Genomic DNA, 17,408 nt, shown 5'->3' on the forward strand with positions numbered 1-17,408 from the left:
CGGCAATAAAAAAGGGGCCATGTCATTGACTGACATGGCCCTTTTTTTATTGGCCTCAAGACAGCTCGGCAACCGCCTGGCGCCCATACCGACGCTGGGCATAGGCCGCCCCGGCAATCATCACCACCAGCACTGCCGCCAACACCGCCGACGAGCCGATGGTGCCAAAGTCCAGCCCGCCCTTTTCATGGGGTTTGGTCAGGAAGTCACCCAGGGTGGCGCCGAACGGCCGGGTCAGCACAAACGCCACCCAGAACAACAGCACCGCCGAAATCCGCGTGAAGTATTTCAGCAACACCACCACCGCGATGCTCGCGCCGATCAGCAAGGCGCCACCGGCAAACCCGAGCCCGGAATCATCCGCCAGGAAATCCCCCAGCGCCGTGCCCAGGGTGTTGGAGAACAGGATCGCCATCCAGTAGAACAGTTCACCGCGAAAGGTCTGCACCTTGTTCACGTTCAGCGAATCGCCGCTGATACGCCACAGGGCAAAGATCGCCACCAGGATCGACACCAGAATCATCGACCCCGTGGCATAACCTAGCCCCAGCGTGCGGTCCATAAAGTCGGACATGGTGGTGCCGGCGGTGCTGGTGGACAGGATCACGATCCAGTACAGCACCGGGTTGTAGGTTTTCGACCAGAGTTGCGTCACCAGGGTGACCAGGAACACGCTGATCAGGATCATTGAGCTGATGGCGTAACCGACATTCAAGGTCATCGACAGCAAGTCCCCGGCGGTTTCGCCCAGGGTCGTGGCGCAGATTTTCATGACCCAGAACGCCAGGGTGATCTGAGGAAGTTTGTTCATCGTGCGGAAGGCTCCAAAGGCTCAGTCTTTCAATCGATCGACTTATCAGGGGGTGTCGACCTGGCGCGCAGACTGAACCGGAAGCTGTGAAAAATAGGTGGGGGCTGTATGAAAATTCCATATGGATGATAGAAATCCGCCGCGCTGGATTGCACTATGGTGCCCTCCCCAGAACCGCGCAGCAGGAACCCCGGCCATGTCCGACGATATTCATTTCTACGAACCCGCCAACGGCCACGGCCTGCCCCATGACCCATTCAATGCGATTGTCGGCCCACGCCCGATTGGCTGGATTTCGTCCCAGGACCGCGAAGGCCGCCTGAACCTGGCGCCCTACAGTTTCTTCAATGCGTTTAACTACATTCCGCCGATCATTGGGTTTTCCAGTGTCGGGCGCAAAGACAGCCTGAACAACATCGAACAGACCGGTGAGTTCGTGTGGAACCTGGCTACCCGCCCGCTGGCCGAGCAGATGAACCAGAGCTGCGCGCCGGTCTCGCCCGAGGTCAACGAGTTTGAATTGTCGGGCCTGACGCCGGTGGCTTCAAAGGTGATCGCCGTGCCTCGCGTGGGTGAGAGCCCGGTGTCGTTCGAGTGCAAGGTGACGCAGATCATTCAGCTGCAGCGCGCCGACAAGGAGCTGGTGCCGAGCTGGCTGGTGCTTGGCGAGGTCGTGGCGGTGCATATCGCCAAGTGGCTGTTGAAAGACGGGGTGTACGACACCGCTGCCGCCGAGCCGATCCTGCGTGGAGGCGGCCCGGCGGATTATTTTCAGCTGGGGCCGGAAGCGCTGTTCAAAATGTACCGCCCAGGCGCCGCGAAACGCTGATTGGAATGCGATAAAAATGTGGGAGCGGGCTTGCTCGCGAAGGGGGCGTGTCAGTCAATGCATAGACCAACTGATCCACCGCATTCGCGAGCAAGCCCGCTCCCACACAAGCCCGCTCCCGCATTTGGATCAGCGGTGTTTTAGTTGGCGGAAGTTGCCCAAGAAAGCTGACCGTCTTCATCTACATTGACCAAGCGCTCCAGTTGCAGAGCTGCAGCATCATCAGCGTCATCAGCGGTCTTGAATTTCTGTCCATCGAGGATCTTGTGAAAGCGCGGTGCGCCCATGCCATCCAGCGCCTTGACGGCGATGGCGGCGCTATAGCCACCCTCTTCTTCACGCACCAAGGCGGAAACGGCTTCGTGGTGGGCAAACTCTTTACGTGCCATGTTGCAGGTCCTGGCCAATGGGAAAGGCGGCCATTCTAAAGCACTAGCCCGCCAGTTGCAGGTACTCGCCATAGGCGTTGGCCGCCGAGGCGTCGGTGAAGGTCTGGAAGTCCATACTGCGAACCACCATGTCATTCAACAACTCGGTGAAGACCATCAGCGCCGGCGAGCTGAAGTAGGCACTCATCGCCTGCTCGCTGCTCCAGAAGCCCGACACCAACCACACATCCGGGTCGGCCAGGGAGTGCTGCAACGAGAATTGCAGGCAACCCTGAGCCTGGCGGCCCGGTTCGATCAAACTGCTCAAGCGTGCACCCAGTTCGGTGCTGTACCCGGTACGGGCACGGATAAAGGCCATATGGCTCGCGGGAATGGGGGTGGACATGTTCGACTCTCCCGTTGAGAAGTGATGCTCGGCAAGCACTGTGAGGGCGTGTTGCCACAGGATCAAAGATACGGGCGCAGGGGTGGATGCAGTTAGTCGATTCCTGCCGGCTTATTGCACAATCCTGCGAGATGCGCAGAGATAGCAATCGGCGTGCGGGTTTTGTTCCCGGCATGACTGCCGTATTTCAGGGGCATGACAGCCCTGTGCTTGCCTGATTCACGATTTATCGCAGGATCAGGCAAGGATTGTGCAGAATCGACGTACCGCTTTTTGCAAAGCCGCCGTTAAGCTGTGCCCATCGTCAAAAGCACCAGAGGATGTCCCATGTCGTCGCCCGACCTTCGCTCCACGCCCCTCGACGCCGATATGGAAAAGCAGCGCGCAGAACTCGCCGGTATCGTGCGTCGGCATACCTGGGAGGATGGTTCCTACGGCACGGCGATCACTTCGCTGTACCTCAATCGCCATAACACCCCGCGCGACTTCATGCCGGTACTGGTGGAGCCCGCACTGTGCATCCTGGCCCAGGGCAGCAAGGAAGTGCGCCTGGCGGATGAGGTTTTCGCCTACGACCCGCTCAATTACCTGGTGTTCTCGGTTTCGATGCCGGTGGCCGGTCGCATCCTCGATGCGACGCCGGAAGATCCCAACCTGTCGCTTCGGGTCAACATCGACCCGGCCCAAATCACCGCGCTGATTGCCGAAGCCGGTCCCATGGGTGTACCCACACGCCCTACGTCTCGCGGGATGTATGTCGACCGCCTGGATAACCAGTTGCTCGACGCCGTACTACGCCTGACCCGATTGCTGGACACGCCGAAAGACATCGCGATGCTGGCGCCGTTGATCAATCGGGAAATTCTCTACCGTTTGTTGCGTGGCCCGCAGGGTTATCGGCTGTATGAAATCGCGGTTGCCAACAGTCAGAGCCATCGGGTCAGCCAGGCGATCACCTGGTTGAACGGCAACTACGAACAACCCCTACGCATTGATGACCTGGCCAAGGAAGTGAACCTCAGCGTCTCGACCTTGCACCACCGCTTCAAGGCGATGACCGCCATGAGCCCGTTGCAGTACCAGAAGCAGTTGCGCTTGCAGGAGGCTCGGCGGTTGATGATCGCCGAGGGCCTGGAAGCCTCGGCGGCGGGGTATCGGGTGGGCTATGAAAGCGCCTCGCAGTTCAGCCGCGAATACAGCCGGCTGTTTGGTGCACCGCCGTTGCGGGATCTGGCCCGGTTACGCCAGAGCGTCTAACCGCGGTTATAACGCCGGATACTAATAATGTGGCGAGGGAGCTTGTTCCCGTTGGGGCGCGAAGCGGCCCCAAAAGATGGGACTGCTGCGCAGTCCAACGGGAGCAAGCTCCCTCGCCACAAGTACTCAATCAGCTGCGGTATGGGTGGCGTTCAATCCAGGCCGCGGGGCAACTGCAAGGTCACCCGCAAGCCACCCTCGCGCAAATTCCGCAAACTCACTTCACCGCCATGGCTGTGGGCAATGTTGCGGGCGATGCCGAGACCCAGGCCATAACCCTGTTGCTGCCCGGCCAGGCGGAAGTGCGGTTCGAAGACCTGTTCCAGGCGCTGTTCCGGTACGCCCGGGCCTTCGTCGTCGACGTGGAGGATGAACTCCGCGCCATCGTCTTCGATATGCAAATGGGCGTTCTGCCCGTACTTCAAGGCGTTGTCGATCAGGTTGCCGATACAGCGCTTGAGCGCCAGCGGCTTGCCCGGGTATGTCGTGAGTGCCCGGCCATGTTGGGTCACGCGGCCATTGCCGTTGGGTGCCAGGTACGGTTCCACCAGGCAGTCGAGCACATGGTTGAGGTCTACCGGCTCGATGTTCTCGTGGATATCCGTGTCCTTCACGCACTGCAACGCGCCTTTGACCAGCAACTCCAGCTCATCCAGGTCACGGCCGAATTTGGCTTGCAGGTTCTCGTCTTCCAGCAACTCCACCCGCAACCGCAGGCGTGTGATAGGTGTGCGCAAGTCGTGGGAAATCGCGCTGAACAGCTGGCTACGCTCGGTCAGGTAACGGCTGATGCGTTCGCGCATGGCATTGAACGCGCGGCCCACTTCCACCACTTCGCTGCCGCCGCCTTCGGCCACCGGCTCCACGTCGGCGCCCAGGGACATGTCCCGCGCCGCCCTGGCCAGGCGCTTGAGTGGACGGCTTTGCCAGTGCACCAGCAGGCCGATAAACAGCAGCAGGAAGCCGCTGGTGAGCACGATAAACCACACCTGCTGGTATGGCAGGCCTTGCTCTTCAAGGCTGGTGTAGGGTTCGGGCAGCAAGGAGGCAATGTAGAGCCATTCGCCCTGGGCCAGCTGGATCTGGGTGACCAACACCGGCGGATTCACCGGCTCCAGGGTCAGCGCGTAATGCGCCCAGGAACGCGGCAATTCATCGAGTTTCAAACCGGCATTGAAGATGCGCAGGTCTTCGGCACTGACGAATTCCACAGACACGTGCACGTCACTGCCCAGGGTCTGGCGCAACACTTCTTCGACCGCACCGAGCACCGCGTGCTTGCGCGGGGTTTCCGGCAACACCGCCATGTCCAGGGGCTTGTCATTGAGGGTCACCACAAACCGGGTGCCGCCCATGCTGCGCAATTGGTCCAGCACCAGCGGCCGAAAGGCCACCGGCAAGGAACGGAAATAACTGACGCTGGCCGTCATCGAATGCGCCAGGCTGCGGGCCGCGGTGACCAGGCCTTCGAGCTGGGTAGCCCGCAGTTGCGACACCCAGATCACGCTGGACAACGCCTGGGCAAACAGCACCGCCAACAGGGTCAGCAGTAACATCCGCCCCAGCAGCGAACGCGGTACCGGGATGCGCCGGCGCAGTTCACGCAGGCGCTCAGTGGGCATTGCCGGCAACCACGCTGGCTGCCAATTGATAGCCACTGCCGCGCACGGTGCGGATCAGCCGGGGTGGTTTTTCGGTATCGCGCAGGCGTTGGCGCAAGCGGCTGACGGCCATGTCGACAATCCGGTCCAGGGGCATCAGGTCGCGGCCACGGGTGGCGTTGCCGATGGTGTCGCGATCGAGGATTTGCTGGGGGTGATCGAGAAACAGCTTGAGCAGGGCAAAGTCGGCGCCGGAGAGAATCACTTCCTCGCCGTCGACGTGGAACAGACGGTGGCTGACCATGTCCAGGCGCCACTCGCCAAACACCAGCACCTCGCCGCCGCTGCGCTCCTGGCCAAACTGGGCACGACGCAGCAGCGCCTTGACCCGCGCCTGCAACTCACGGGGGCTGAAGGGCTTGCCGATGTAATCGTCGGCGCCCAGTTCCAGGCCGATCACGCGGTCGGCTTCGTCGGAACTGGCGGTGAGCATGATGATCGGCACTTGCGCCTGGCGCGGGTGCTGGCGGATCCAGCGGCAGAGGCTGAAGCCGTCTTCGTCCGGCAGCATCACATCAAGGATCACCAGGTCGCACGGCGCCTCGTTCATTGCCTGGCGGAACCCCGCACCATCCGGCACGCCACGCACCTGGAATCCTGCGCGGCTGAGGTAGGTTTGCAGCAACTCACGGATTTCCTGGTCGTCGTCCACCAGGAGAATGGATTTACTGATTACGCTCACGGGGTCGTCCTTGTTGTTAGGGATGGGACGGGCTTAATAATTCGTTGTTCTGGAGGGCCTCATCGCAGGCAAGCCAGCTCCCACATTTGGAATGCATTTCCCTGTGGGAGCTGGCTTGCCTGCGATGGCGCCATCACTGCCTACGCAAATGCCTGCTCCAGCGCTACACCAGCCCCGGTCAAACCGGAATACGGTGCGGTCACCAGCCACACCGGAATGCCTTTGAAGTAGTCGCTCATGCAGCCTTTGTCGCAAAAACTCTTGGCAAAACCACTCTTGATAAAGAAATCGGCAAAGCGCGGGATCACGCCGCCAACGATATAAACCCCTCCACGACCGCCGGTGGTCAGCACATTGTTACCGGCAACGCGGCCCAGCCAGATACTGAACTGGTCCAGCACTTCCAGGGCAATCGGGTCGCCCGCCAGGCCAGCGGCAGTGATGGCCTCGGGAGTTTCCAGCACGGCTTCATGGCCGTCCACCGCGCAGATCGCCCGGTACAACCTCGGCAGACCGCCACCGCTCAAGGCGGTTTCAGCGCTGACATGCCCGATCTCATTGTGGATGTGCTGCCACAGCTGAGCTTCCCGCGGGCTGCTCACCGGCAGGTCGACATGGCCACCCTCCCCCGGCAGTGCCGCCCAACGACCGTTGCCGAGGTCGAGCAAGGTGCCGACACCCAGGCCAGTGCCCGGGCCAATCACCACCGCAGGCCGCAACGGTTCCGGCGTGCCTTCGCACACCACACGGAATTCATCCGGTTTCAGGCGGGTCATGCCCAAGGCCATGGCCGAGAAATCATTCACCAGCAGCAGCTCGTCCACCTGTAAAGTCTTGCAGAAAGCAGTCTTGCTCAGGCGCCAATGGTTGTTGGTGAATTTAAATTCATCTCCGCTCACCGGCCCGGCGACCGACAGGCACACCGCGCCAATGGAGCCGATGGCCAGGCCTTCTTCCTTCAGATAGACCTGGATCGCCTCTTCGGGGCTGGCATGATCCGCCGTCGCGTGGACGCGGATCGAATGCAGCTCCTGATCCCGCCACAACGCAAAACGGGCGTTGGTACCCCCAATATCACCGACCAGCGCAAGCTTCACTTAAGTGTCTCCAGGGCAGAGGTAAAGGCGCTGGCGCCCTGCTCTGCGGAGCTTGCGGCCAAACGCATAAACGCAAACAGCTCGCGACCGGCCCCCACGTTATTGCCCAGAAGGCCCGTGGCAGGCGTACGCGCTGCAAATTCTTCGGCGTCCACCTTAAGCTCCAAGGTGCCTTTGACGCCATCCACGCGAATGATATCGCCATCGCGCACGCGTGCCAGTGGCCCGCCGCTCTGGGCTTCAGGGTTGACATGAATCGCGGCGGGAATCTTACCCGACGCGCCGGACATGCGCCCGTCTGTTACCAACGCCACTTTGAAACCACGATCCTGCAGTACGCCGAGGAACGGCGTCATCTTGTGCAATTCCGGCATGCCGTTGGAGCGCGGGCCCTGGAAACGCATTACCGCGACGAAGTCTTTTTCCAGCTGGCCGGCCTTGAAGGCATCGGCCAGGTCTTGTTGGTCCTGGAACACCACGGCCGGGGCTTCGACGATTTGATGCTCAAGGGCCACGGCGGAGACTTTCATCACGCCACGGCCGAGGTTGCCTTCCATCACCCGCAAGCCACCTTCCGGGGAAAACGCACGGGCCACGGGGCGCAGGATGGTTTCGTCGAGGCTTTCGATTGGGCCTTCACGCCATACCAGCTCGCCGTCCACCAGGAACGGTTCCTGGGTGTAGCGGCTCAGGCCGTGACCGGCCACGGTGTTGACGTCGTTGTGGAGCAGGCCGGCTTCCAGCAGTTCGCGGATCAGGAACGACATGCCGCCCGCCGCCTGGAAGTGGTTGATATCAGCCTTGCCGTTTGGATAGACGTGGGACAAGGTCGGCACGACTTCGGAGAGGTCGGCCATGTCTTGCCAGGTGAGGATGATGCCCGCCGACATGGCGATGGCCGGCATGTGCAGGGTGTGGTTGGTGGAACCGCCGGTGGCGTTGAGGGCGACGATGGAGTTGACGATGGATTTCTCATCGACGATCTCGCCGATCGGCGTGAAGTTACCGTTGGCCTTGGTCAGGCGCGTGACCTGGTGCGCGGCTTCGCGGGTCAGGGCGTCACGCAGCGGTGTGTACGGGTTGACGAACGATGCGCCCGGCAGGTGCAGGCCCATCACTTCCATCAGCAACTGGTTGGTGTTGGCGGTGCCATAGAAGGTGCAGGTGCCCGGGCTGTGGTAGGACTTCATCTCCGATTCCAGCAGCTCTTCGCGGGTGGCCTTGCCTTCGGCGTAGCGCTGGCGCACGTCGGCTTTCTGTTTGTTGGAGATCCCCGACGGCATCGGCCCGCCCGGCACAAAGATCATCGGCAGGTGGCCATAACGCAGGGCGCCCATCATCAGGCCGGGGACGATCTTGTCGCAGATACCTAGCATCAGCGCGGCGTCGAACATGTTGTGGGACAGCGCTACCGCCGTGGACATGGCAATCACTTCGCGGCTCAGCAGGCTGAGCTCCATGCCTGGCTCGCCCTGGGTCACGCCGTCGCACATGGCAGGGGTACCGCCGGCGAACTGGCCAACAGAGCCGACTTCACGCAGGGCCTTTTTGATTTGCTCGGGGAAATGTTCGTACGGCTGGTGCGCCGACAGCATGTCGTTATATGACGAAACAATTGCCACGTTGGCGGCGTTCATCATGCGCAGGCTGTTTTTGTCTTCGGTGCCGCACCCGGCCACGCCGTGGGCAAAGTTGGCGCATTGCAGCTTGCCGCGCATCGGACCGTCGCTGGCAGCGCCGCGAATGAGCGCAAGGTATGCCTCACGGGTTGCACGGCTGCGGGCGATAAGCCGTTCGGTGACCTCAAGTACGCGGGGATGCATGTATAGAACTCCAGGCTAACGGATGTGGCGACCTGAGAGTCTATGCTGGTCAAACGCCCGCCGCGAAGAGGTTGGCAGGGTGTTGCTTGACCAATCGGACCAGTTGATTCAGGTCACTCGTTGTAGATTGAACAAAATATTGCCACTAAAAAGGCTTGTTTTCTATTTTTATGCGAATAATCTTGTAATTCTTACAACAAATCGACGACAGGCACCTTCCAATGACTCTACGTATCGCTATCAATGGTTTTGGCCGTATTGGCCGAAATGTCCTGCGCGCACTTTATACCCAAGGCTACCGCCAGGATTTGCAGATCGTCGCCATCAACGATCTCGGCGACAGCTCGATCAATGCCCACCTGCTTAAATACGACACCGTCCACGGTACTTTCGACGCAGAGGTCGCTCATGATCAGGAAAGCCTGACCGTGAACGGTGACCGGATTGCCGTCAGTGCCATTCGCAACCCGGCCGACCTGCCGTGGGCTGCACACAAGGTGGACGTGGTGTTCGAATGCACCGGTCTGTTCACCGACCGTGACAAGGCCGCCGCCCATATTACCGCCGGCGCGCGCAAGGTGATCATCTCGGCCCCGGCCAAGGGTGCCGATGCCACCGTGGTGTATGGCGTAAACCACGACATTTTGCGTCAATCCCACCAGATCATCTCCAACGCTTCCTGCACCACCAACTGCCTGGCACCGGTGGCCCAGGTGCTGCACCGTGAACTGGGCATCGAAAGCGGCTTGATGACCACTATCCACGCCTACACCAACGACCAGAACCTGACCGACGTCTACCACACCGACCCGTACCGCGCGCGTTCGGCCACCCAGAACATGATCCCGAGCAAGACCGGCGCTGCCGAAGCCGTGGGCCTGGTGCTGCCGGAACTGGCAGGCAAGCTGACCGGCATGGCCGTGCGTGTGCCGGTGATCAACGTGTCGCTGGTGGACCTCACCGTGCAACTGAAAAAAGAAGCCAGCGCCGAGCAAGTCAACGCACTGCTCAAAGAAGCCAGCCAACACTCGAAAATCCTCGGCTACAACACCCTGCCGCTGGTTTCCAGTGACTTCAACCATAACCCGCTGTCGTCGATTTTCGACGCCAATCACACCAAGGTCAGCGGCAAGTTGCTGAAAGTGCTGGCCTGGTACGACAACGAGTGGGGCTTCTCGAACCGCATGCTGGATAACTGCCTGGCGCTGTGCAACGCCGAATAAACCAGCGGTGCTGACCTCTCCTGTGGGAGATTCTATGGTTGGGGGGAAGCCCCCAAAACCGCTTTCGACTGGTATTCGCTTAGGTTTTTCATGAGGGAGAACGCGATACGCGCCAGCTTGCGAGCGATGATAACCAAGGCCTGAGTCGTTTTCAGGCCTCTGCCCAGATAGCCTTCATAGAGCGGTTTCCAAGCGTTTGACTTGATACCTGCTGACGCCGCGTTATGCAGCAATCGACGGATCTCCGAGTCTCCTTTTTTGCTCAGTGAGCGACGTCCGCTCATTTGCCCCGAGTCAGATACTCTCAAGTCCATTCCCAGGAACGCGATATAGGCATCGGCACTTTCAAACTCGCCTCGTTGAAACGCCATCGTGAGCGCCACCGCAGTGAGAAAACCAATCCCCTCAACAGCTTGGCAGCGTTTGATCTGATGCAAGAGGCCCGCCTCAGTGACGGCATCTAATATCCGTTTTTCAATAAGCCGTTCATGTCTCGCAAGGCAGGCTGAGACATTTTTTGATGAGGCCTTAAGGAGTGGCTCACCTGCCCAGCTTTGGCTAAGGCCAACCCGCATTTTCACCAACGCTGCCCGTCGGCGAAGCAAGCTTTGAAGCTTGGTATAGATCTTCGGCGGCGGGTTCCAGGCACGTAAATCAGCCTGTTCATTTTTCAAATAACGGGCCAGTAAACGCGCATCGCTGGCGTCTGTTTTCGCCCGCCCACCCGTGCTTTTGCGGTAGTGATTAAGGCGGTAGCCATCAATCACATAAACCTTATGGCCCATCCCGTGAGCCAAATTGACCGTATCCAGGTGATAGATATTGGTCGCCTCAATCGCGATGGCACTGTCCACGGGTAGAGATTTGAGCCACGCCCTCAGCTCGGTTTTGTTGTTGGGCACAATCTTCAATTCGTCTGTTTCAATGTGACAGACCACGACTTCAGCCTTAGCAACATCCACGCCGATGATTGATTGCAAGACAGTCATTGCCATGAAAAACGCTCCGGGTTAGGGTTTATGGGCTTGTTGGGGCTTCACCGTTGCGCTGGCTTGCTTCTATCGTCGGTCATGGCCGATGCATTCCTTATCGGCGCTTTGGTGAAGGGGTGGGGCGAAGTCTCCCACGGTCTGTACTGGCTAGAGTCAGATGCTGGCTTTTAGTCCCACCACCCCTACAAGTCTAACCATACAAGCTGGCTTGCCTGCGATGCAGTCAACGCGGTCCATCTGACGGACCGTGTTGCGTATATCGCGGGCAAGCCCGGCTCCCACAGGGTCTTGCTTCATGCTCAGAAATAGCCACTTGCCATTTACGTTGATGATAAGCATTATCATTCGCTGCAAATCGGTCTGGTATCACTGTGAGCCAATCTCGCTTCAACCAAGTCTTCCTCACCCAGCGGGTGATTCTGCTGCGCACCTTGCAGCGGATGGTGAATAACCACAGCACCGCCGAGGACCTGCTACAGGAAACCTACCTGCGCGTGACCCGGGCCTTGAGCGAACGGCCGATCGATCACCTCGAACCCTTCGTCTACCAGACGGCGCGCAACCTGGCGCTGGATCACCTGCGCGCCCGCAGGATTCAAGCCCGCACCCTGCAGGAAGATGTCCCGCTGGACGTGCTGCAAAGCGTCGCCTCCCCCGTCAGCACCCCCGAAGACGCGACACAGGCCGAGCAATTGCTCGAGCACCTGAGTGTCAGCCTCGGACAGTTGAGCGCCCGCCAGCAGCAGATCTTTATCCTCAGCCGCCTGCACGGTTGCAGCTATCAGGAAATTGCCGACAAGCTCGACGTGTCCTTGAGCACTGTGCAAAAGGAACTGAAATTGATCATGGCCATCTGCATAGGTGTGGCCGAAAGACTGGATCGCCCTTAAGCTTTGTCGGCACAGCCTGCAGGACTATTGATTAAAACGTGGCGAAGACCCGAGGAACACCGTGACGGATCCGAATAAACTGCGCCCTCATGAGCTGGCTCATGAGGTGTTGCAAGACACGGCTATGGACCAAGCCCTCGACTGGCTGATCGCCTTGCAGTGCCCGCAGCCCGGGCAGCAAGACGAGTTTGAAGCCTGGCTCGCCCGCGACCCTTTGAACGCCGAAGCCTTCATCAAGGCCCAGACTGCCTGGGCCGGCGCACCCGTGCACAGCGCTGCCGTCGCCCTGAATGCGCCGCGCAAACCCAGTGCGTGGCGTCGTATCAAACCGCATTGGAAACCCTTGGCCACTGCCGCTGTGTTGCTGCTGGGCCTGTTCAGCTTCAGCAACCTGCCGATGCGCCTGCAGGCCGACCACTTGACGGTGGTGGGCGAACGCCAGCGACTTCAATTGGACGACGGCTCAAAAGTCTTGCTGAACACCAATTCCGCGTTCTCCAGCAGCATCAAGGACCACCAGCGCATCGCGCGCCTGTATCAGGGCGAGGCATTTTTCGAAGTGCTGCCCAGCCGTGGCCTGCCCCTGGAAATCGACGCCGGCCCGGTGCGCGCCAGTGTGCGTGATACGTCCTTCGCGGTGCGCTACTTGAACGGTGAAGCCCAGGTTCAGGTACAACGCGGCGACGTCGACCTGAGCAACACCTTTGACGATGCGCGGGTACGCCTGAGCGCCGGTGAAAGTATCCGCATCGGGCCCAAGGGCTTCGGCCAACCCGCCAAGCTGGACACCACCAAGGACCTGGCCTGGGTCGACGGTCGGTTGATCTTCGAAAACTGCCCGATGAGCGAAGTGCTGGCCGAATTGCGTCGCTACTACCCCGGCTGGATCGTCAACAACAACGACAAGCTCGCCAGCGTGGCGGTCACCGGCAATTACCGCCTGGACCAGCCTCTCGACGTCGTGCGCTCCCTGGCCCACATCACTTCCGCCAAGCTCTCGGAATACCCGGCGCTGGTGATCCTGAACTAAATGAGAATTATTTTTACTCGATAGCCATCGGCGGTACGTCTCGTTATAGCCAATGCAACTGATTCCTATTTGATTCAGTGTCGCAACTATAAGATTCGTACCTTCCGGAGCGCTCTCGATGTCGTCTCGTTTCAACCGCCGGTCCTCTTCGCTCGTTCGCCGCCACGGCTTGTCCCTGCTGACGGCCGCAATCCTGTTGGCCGGTGCGCCCGTCATGGCCGCTACCGCCGCTGAGCCTGCCACCCGCAGCCAGGGCAATTACAGCTTCAGCATCGAGCAGCAATCCCTGGTCTCGGCGCTGAACGCCTTCACCGCGGTGACCGGCTGGCAAGTCGGCCTGCCCGCCGAACTGGGCCAGGGTGTGTCGTCCCCTGGCGTACGCGGCGCGTTGCCGGCAGATAAAGCCCTGGACCGGCTGTTGGTGGGGACCAACCTGGGCTATCGCAAACTGAGCAACAACAACATCGTCCTGGAAAAACGCGCCGCCGGCAGCGCCATCACCCTGCAACAAATGACCATCAGCGCCACCCGCCAGGAACAGGCCGTAGACAGCGTGCCCAGCACCGTGACCGTGCATGACCGCGAAGAACTGGACCGCCAGAACGTCAACACCATCCGCGAACTGGTGCGCTATGAGCCAGGTGTGTCGGTGGGGGGTGCCGGGACCCGCTCCGGGAACGCCGGCTACAACATTCGCGGCATCGACGGTGACCGCATCCTGACCCAGGTGGACGGCGTCGAAGTCCCGGACAACTTCTTCAACGGCCCCTACGCCAAGACCCGCCGCAACTATGTCGACCCGGAAATCGTCAAGCGCGTGGAAATCCTGCGCGGCCCGGCCTCGGCGTTGTACGGCAGCAGCGCCATCGGCGGCGCCGTGAGCTATTTCACCCTCGACCCCGACGACATCATCAAGCCCGGCCAGGATTTCGGCGCGCGCCTGAAGACCGGCTACAGCTCCGCCGACGAAAGCTGGCTGACCTCCGGCACCGTCGCCGGTCGCGTACAGGACTTCGACGGCTTGCTGCACCTGAGCCAGCGCAACGGCCACGAAATGGAGTCCTACGACGGCAATAACGCCACCGGCCTGGCCCGCACCGGCGCCAACCCGGAAGATGCGCGCACCACTAACATACTGGCCAAGCTCGGCTGGAATTATGGTGAAGAGAATCGCCTGGGCCTGACCTACGAGAAGTTCAAGGATGATCGCGACACCAACCTGAAAAACGCGGTAGGTGGCCCGTTCGTCGGTGGCCAGGGCTTTAACTTCTACCGCGGCCGTACAGGCAACGACACCATCACCCGCGAGCGTTTCGGCATAGAAAACACGTTCGCCCTCGACTCGCCGATTGCCGATCACATCAAGACCAGCCTCAACTACCAGATCGCCAAGACCGACCAGACCACCGCAGAGATCTACCAGCCATCGCGCAAGGTGCTGCGCACCCGCGACACCCTGTACGAAGAGAAACAGTGGGTATTCGACGCGCAGCTGGACAAGGCTTTCAGCATCGGCGAAACCGATCATGTAGTGACCTACGGCACTACCCTCAAACAGCAGAAAGTCACGGGTTCCCGTGAAGGCTCCGCGACCTGCCTGGCGGTCGGCAGCGGTTGCACGGCCATCGGCGCACCGAGCCCGTCGGCCGCCGACAGCGTGAAAAAGGCCAGCGACTTCCCGGATCCGACCATCAACTCCTACGCGTTGTTTGCCCAGGATCAGATTGCCTGGGACAAGTGGACCTTCCTGCCCAGCGTGCGTTACGACTACATCCAGCTCAAACCCAAGCTGACTCAGGAATTTCTCAATACCGTTGACCCGGCACGCATCTACGACCACAGCAATTCGGAAAAGAACTGGCACCGTGTAACGCCAAAATTCGGCGTGACTTACGCCCTGACCGAGCAATACACCTGGTTCGGCCAGTACGCCGAAGGCTATCGCACGCCGTCGGCCAAGGCCTTGTATGGCCGCTTTGAAAACCTGCAACAGAGCTACACCGTCGAACCCAACCCGGACCTCAAGCCGGAAAGCAGCCGAGGTGTCGAAACCGGAATTCGCGGCAACTTCGACTCGGGCTCCTTTGACGTGGCGGTGTACTACAACAAGTACCGTGATTTCATCAACGAAGATGCCTCGGTCGCTGGTGGCACGGTTCAGCAGTTCGAAGCCAACAACATCAAACACGCCACCATCAAGGGCGTGGAAGCCAAGGGCCGCTTGAACCTCGATGCGTTTGGCGCGCCGCAGGGCCTGTACACCAAAGGCTCGATTGCCTACACCTACGGGCGCAACGACGACAACGGCGAACCGCTGAACAGCGTCAACCCGCTCAAGGGCGTATTTGGCCTGGGTTACGACCAGCAGAACTACGGTGCCCTGGTCAGCTGGACCCTGGTCAAGAAACAGAATCGCGTCGACAGCACCACTTTCTTCGCCCCCGACGGCAACAGCGCCAACGGCCCGTTCAAGACCCCGGGCTTCGGCATCGTGGACCTGACCGGCTTCTACAAAGTCACCAACGACGTGACCATCAACGGTGGCCTGTACAACCTGACCGACAAGAAATACTGGGACTGGGACGACGTTCGCAGCTACGACAGCGTCGGCGAAGCGGGTGTGACCGGGCCGGCCAACCTGGACCGCCTGACCCAACCGGGCCGCAACTTTGCGATCAACCTGATCTGGGACATCTGATCAATGGAGCCTCCCCCGCCGGATTTTATCTTCGGCGGGGTGAGGATTTTTTACTGTGACGCGTCTTCTGGTTCGTCTAGTTCATAACAGCCTGGCAACCAGACGCTTTCTCTTCTCAAGGACTTCCCGATGACCGCCTCTCCTAACGCAGAACGTGCCGCCCTGCGCTCCCAGCGCCTGAACCAGATCACCAACGAGCCGCACACCAAGCTCGACGCGCTGGTAAAGGCCCATGCACCGTTTGAAACCCAGGCCAACTTCGCCCGCTTCGTGGTTGCGCAGTACCTGTTCCAATCGGAGCTGGTGGCGCTGTACAACGATGCCGAGCTGATCAAGATCGTCCCCGACCTGGCCGAGCGCTGCCGTGCCGAAGCGGCCAAGCTGGACCTGGGCGACCTGGACACCGAAGTACCGGCACCAGTTGCCGGCGCGGTGAAAAACCCGAGCAAGGCCGAAGCCCTGGGCTGGCTGTTCGTGTCTGAAGGCTCCAAGCTGGGCGCCGCGTTCCTGATCAAGCGTGCCGTGGGCCTGGGCTTGAGCGAAACCTTCGGCGCCCGCCACCTGGGCGAGCCGGCGGGTGGTCGCGCTGAAGGCTGGAAGCGCTTCACTCGCACCCTCGACGCACTGGAATTCAGCGCAGAAGAAGAAGCCGAAGTGGAGAAAGGCGCGATTGATGCGTTCGTGCGCTTCACCGTGTTGCTGGAACAGGCGTACGCTAGCGCCCCTGAACTGGCCTGATTCCCTGATTGGAATGCAATCAAATGTGGGAGCGGGCTTGCTCGCGAATGCGGTGTGTCAGTCAATACATGTACCGACTGATCCACCGTATTCGCGAGCAAGCCCGCTCCCACATTTTGATCCGGTTTCACTTTGAATCCTTCGTAAATCCATCCATGCAAACCGCACCCATGACCGGCAAAACCCAATCATCATCCAAAATCGCCCGTGTCCTGTTCGGCCTGCTGGCCTACGTCAGCCTGGGCATCGGTTTGATTGCGATTGTGGTTCCGGGCTTACCCACCACTGAATTCATCCTGCTGGCCGCCTGGGCCGCCACCAAAAGCTCACCGCGCCTGAGCGCATGGCTGGAAAACCACCGCCTGTTCGGGCCGATCCTGTTCAATTGGCGCAATGGCAAGATCATCGCCCGCCGGGCCAAAGTCAGCGCCACCGTGAGCATGTTGCTGTGCGCCGGCTTGATGCTGGTGATGCTTGACCACGGCTGGCCGATCTACCTGGCCATCGCCGGAATGAGCATGGGCAACCTGTGGATCTGGTCTCGGCCGGAACGCCTCCCGCAACCGACCTGACAAACGCCTACCACCCATCGGCTCCCGCTCATGAACTGCCGCCCCAAGCCGATATTCCGGGCATAGCGCCGAATGGACTCGCCTGAGCTTGCATACTAATAAGTCCATTCGCGGGTACACCTATGCTCGACACCCTCTCCATTCGCTTGAAAATCGTGCTGTTGTCCGGTCTCTGCCTGCTGGGGGTAATCGCCCTGGTGGTCGGCATGAACCTCTACCAGACCAATCAGAACGACCAGTTGATCAACGATTCAAGCTCGCGAATGCTCACCGACAGCGTACAGAACCTGCTGCAGGCCAAGGCCGCTGAACAAGCGGTGCAACTGCAAAA

16 protein-coding genes are annotated in these 17,408 nt (G+C 60.2%); 8 read left to right on the plus strand and 8 right to left on the minus strand.

Annotated features, from left to right (window positions below; all coding sequences use genetic code 11):
* Positions 1-55: 55 nt before the first annotated feature.
* Positions 56-811: a COG4705 family protein gene (locus JFU58_RS05260; RefSeq protein WP_017475642.1), complete on the minus strand. Its 756-nt coding sequence runs from the start codon at positions 809-811 to the stop codon at positions 56-58.
* A 196-nt stretch (positions 812-1,007) separates the two neighbouring features.
* On the opposite strand from JFU58_RS05260, the gene JFU58_RS05265 reads away from it, so the two are divergent.
* A complete protein-coding gene (locus tag JFU58_RS05265; RefSeq protein WP_017475641.1) occupies positions 1,008-1,640 on the plus strand; it encodes a flavin reductase family protein in 633 nt (210 codons plus the stop codon).
* Positions 1,641-1,780: 140 nt separating this feature from the next.
* Here JFU58_RS05265 and JFU58_RS05270 read toward each other — a convergent pair whose 3' ends face one another.
* A complete protein-coding gene (locus JFU58_RS05270) occupies positions 1,781-2,029 on the minus strand; it encodes a hypothetical protein (protein WP_063027568.1) in 249 nt (82 codons plus the stop codon).
* A gap of 43 nt (positions 2,030-2,072) precedes the next feature.
* On the minus strand, positions 2,073-2,414 hold the full coding sequence (locus JFU58_RS05275) for an antibiotic biosynthesis monooxygenase family protein (protein ID WP_003214130.1): 342 nt from the start codon (positions 2,412-2,414) through the stop codon (positions 2,073-2,075).
* A gap of 327 nt (positions 2,415-2,741) precedes the next feature.
* Between JFU58_RS05275 and JFU58_RS05280 the strand changes: the two genes are divergently transcribed.
* Positions 2,742-3,671, plus strand: a complete 930-nt coding sequence (locus tag JFU58_RS05280; protein ID WP_063027566.1) for an AraC family transcriptional regulator — start codon at positions 2,742-2,744, stop codon at positions 3,669-3,671.
* Between the two features lie 152 nt (positions 3,672-3,823).
* Here the strand turns inward: JFU58_RS05280 and JFU58_RS05285 are convergent, their stop codons facing one another.
* From JFU58_RS05285 to edd, 4 genes are all read right to left on the minus strand, one after another.
* Positions 3,824-5,293, minus strand: a complete 1,470-nt coding sequence (locus JFU58_RS05285) for an ATP-binding protein (protein ID WP_201139993.1) — start codon at positions 5,291-5,293, stop codon at positions 3,824-3,826.
* Positions 5,283-6,014, minus strand: coding sequence for a response regulator (locus JFU58_RS05290; protein ID WP_010169994.1), 732 nt, complete (start codon positions 6,012-6,014; stop codon positions 5,283-5,285). Before JFU58_RS05290 ends, JFU58_RS05285 begins: the two co-directional genes overlap by 11 nt.
* 140 nt (positions 6,015-6,154) lie before the next feature.
* Positions 6,155-7,111 (minus strand): glucokinase, encoded by a 957-nt coding sequence (locus JFU58_RS05295; RefSeq protein WP_201139995.1) that lies wholly within the window; start codon positions 7,109-7,111, stop codon positions 6,155-6,157.
* Complete coding sequence (gene edd / locus JFU58_RS05300; RefSeq protein WP_093205618.1) at positions 7,108-8,934, minus strand: phosphogluconate dehydratase; 1,827 nt, start codon at positions 8,932-8,934, stop codon at positions 7,108-7,110. Before edd ends, JFU58_RS05295 begins: the two co-directional genes overlap by 4 nt.
* 221 nt (positions 8,935-9,155) lie before the next feature.
* Between edd and gap the strand changes: the two genes are divergently transcribed.
* Positions 9,156-10,157, plus strand: coding sequence for a type I glyceraldehyde-3-phosphate dehydrogenase (gap, locus tag JFU58_RS05305; RefSeq protein WP_003214117.1), 1,002 nt, complete (start codon positions 9,156-9,158; stop codon positions 10,155-10,157).
* A gap of 32 nt (positions 10,158-10,189) precedes the next feature.
* Here gap and JFU58_RS05310 read toward each other — a convergent pair whose 3' ends face one another.
* On the minus strand, positions 10,190-11,152 hold the full coding sequence (locus JFU58_RS05310) for an IS110 family transposase (RefSeq protein ID WP_201139700.1): 963 nt from the start codon (positions 11,150-11,152) through the stop codon (positions 10,190-10,192).
* 368 nt (positions 11,153-11,520) lie between these two features.
* Between JFU58_RS05310 and JFU58_RS05315 the strand changes: the two genes are divergently transcribed.
* From JFU58_RS05315 to JFU58_RS05335, 5 genes are all read left to right on the plus strand, one after another.
* Complete coding sequence (locus tag JFU58_RS05315) at positions 11,521-12,039, plus strand: RNA polymerase sigma factor (RefSeq protein ID WP_003214115.1); 519 nt, start codon at positions 11,521-11,523, stop codon at positions 12,037-12,039.
* 61 nt (positions 12,040-12,100) lie between these two features.
* Complete coding sequence (locus tag JFU58_RS05320; protein WP_063027559.1) at positions 12,101-13,069, plus strand: FecR family protein; 969 nt, start codon at positions 12,101-12,103, stop codon at positions 13,067-13,069.
* A 118-nt stretch (positions 13,070-13,187) separates the two neighbouring features.
* Positions 13,188-15,767 (plus strand): TonB-dependent receptor, encoded by a 2,580-nt coding sequence (locus JFU58_RS05325; protein ID WP_201139997.1) that lies wholly within the window; start codon positions 13,188-13,190, stop codon positions 15,765-15,767.
* A gap of 129 nt (positions 15,768-15,896) precedes the next feature.
* Positions 15,897-16,505: a biliverdin-producing heme oxygenase gene (locus JFU58_RS05330; RefSeq protein WP_063027555.1), complete on the plus strand. Its 609-nt coding sequence runs from the start codon at positions 15,897-15,899 to the stop codon at positions 16,503-16,505.
* Between the two features lie 170 nt (positions 16,506-16,675).
* Entirely contained in the window at positions 16,676-17,077 is a 402-nt protein-coding gene (locus JFU58_RS05335; protein ID WP_008435511.1) for a YbaN family protein, read from the plus strand.
* The last annotated feature ends 331 nt before the right edge of the window (positions 17,078-17,408 follow it).

Source organism: Pseudomonas sp. TH34 (assembly GCF_016650865.1).
GTDB classification, from domain to species: domain Bacteria; phylum Pseudomonadota; class Gammaproteobacteria; order Pseudomonadales; family Pseudomonadaceae; genus Aquipseudomonas; species Aquipseudomonas yamanorum.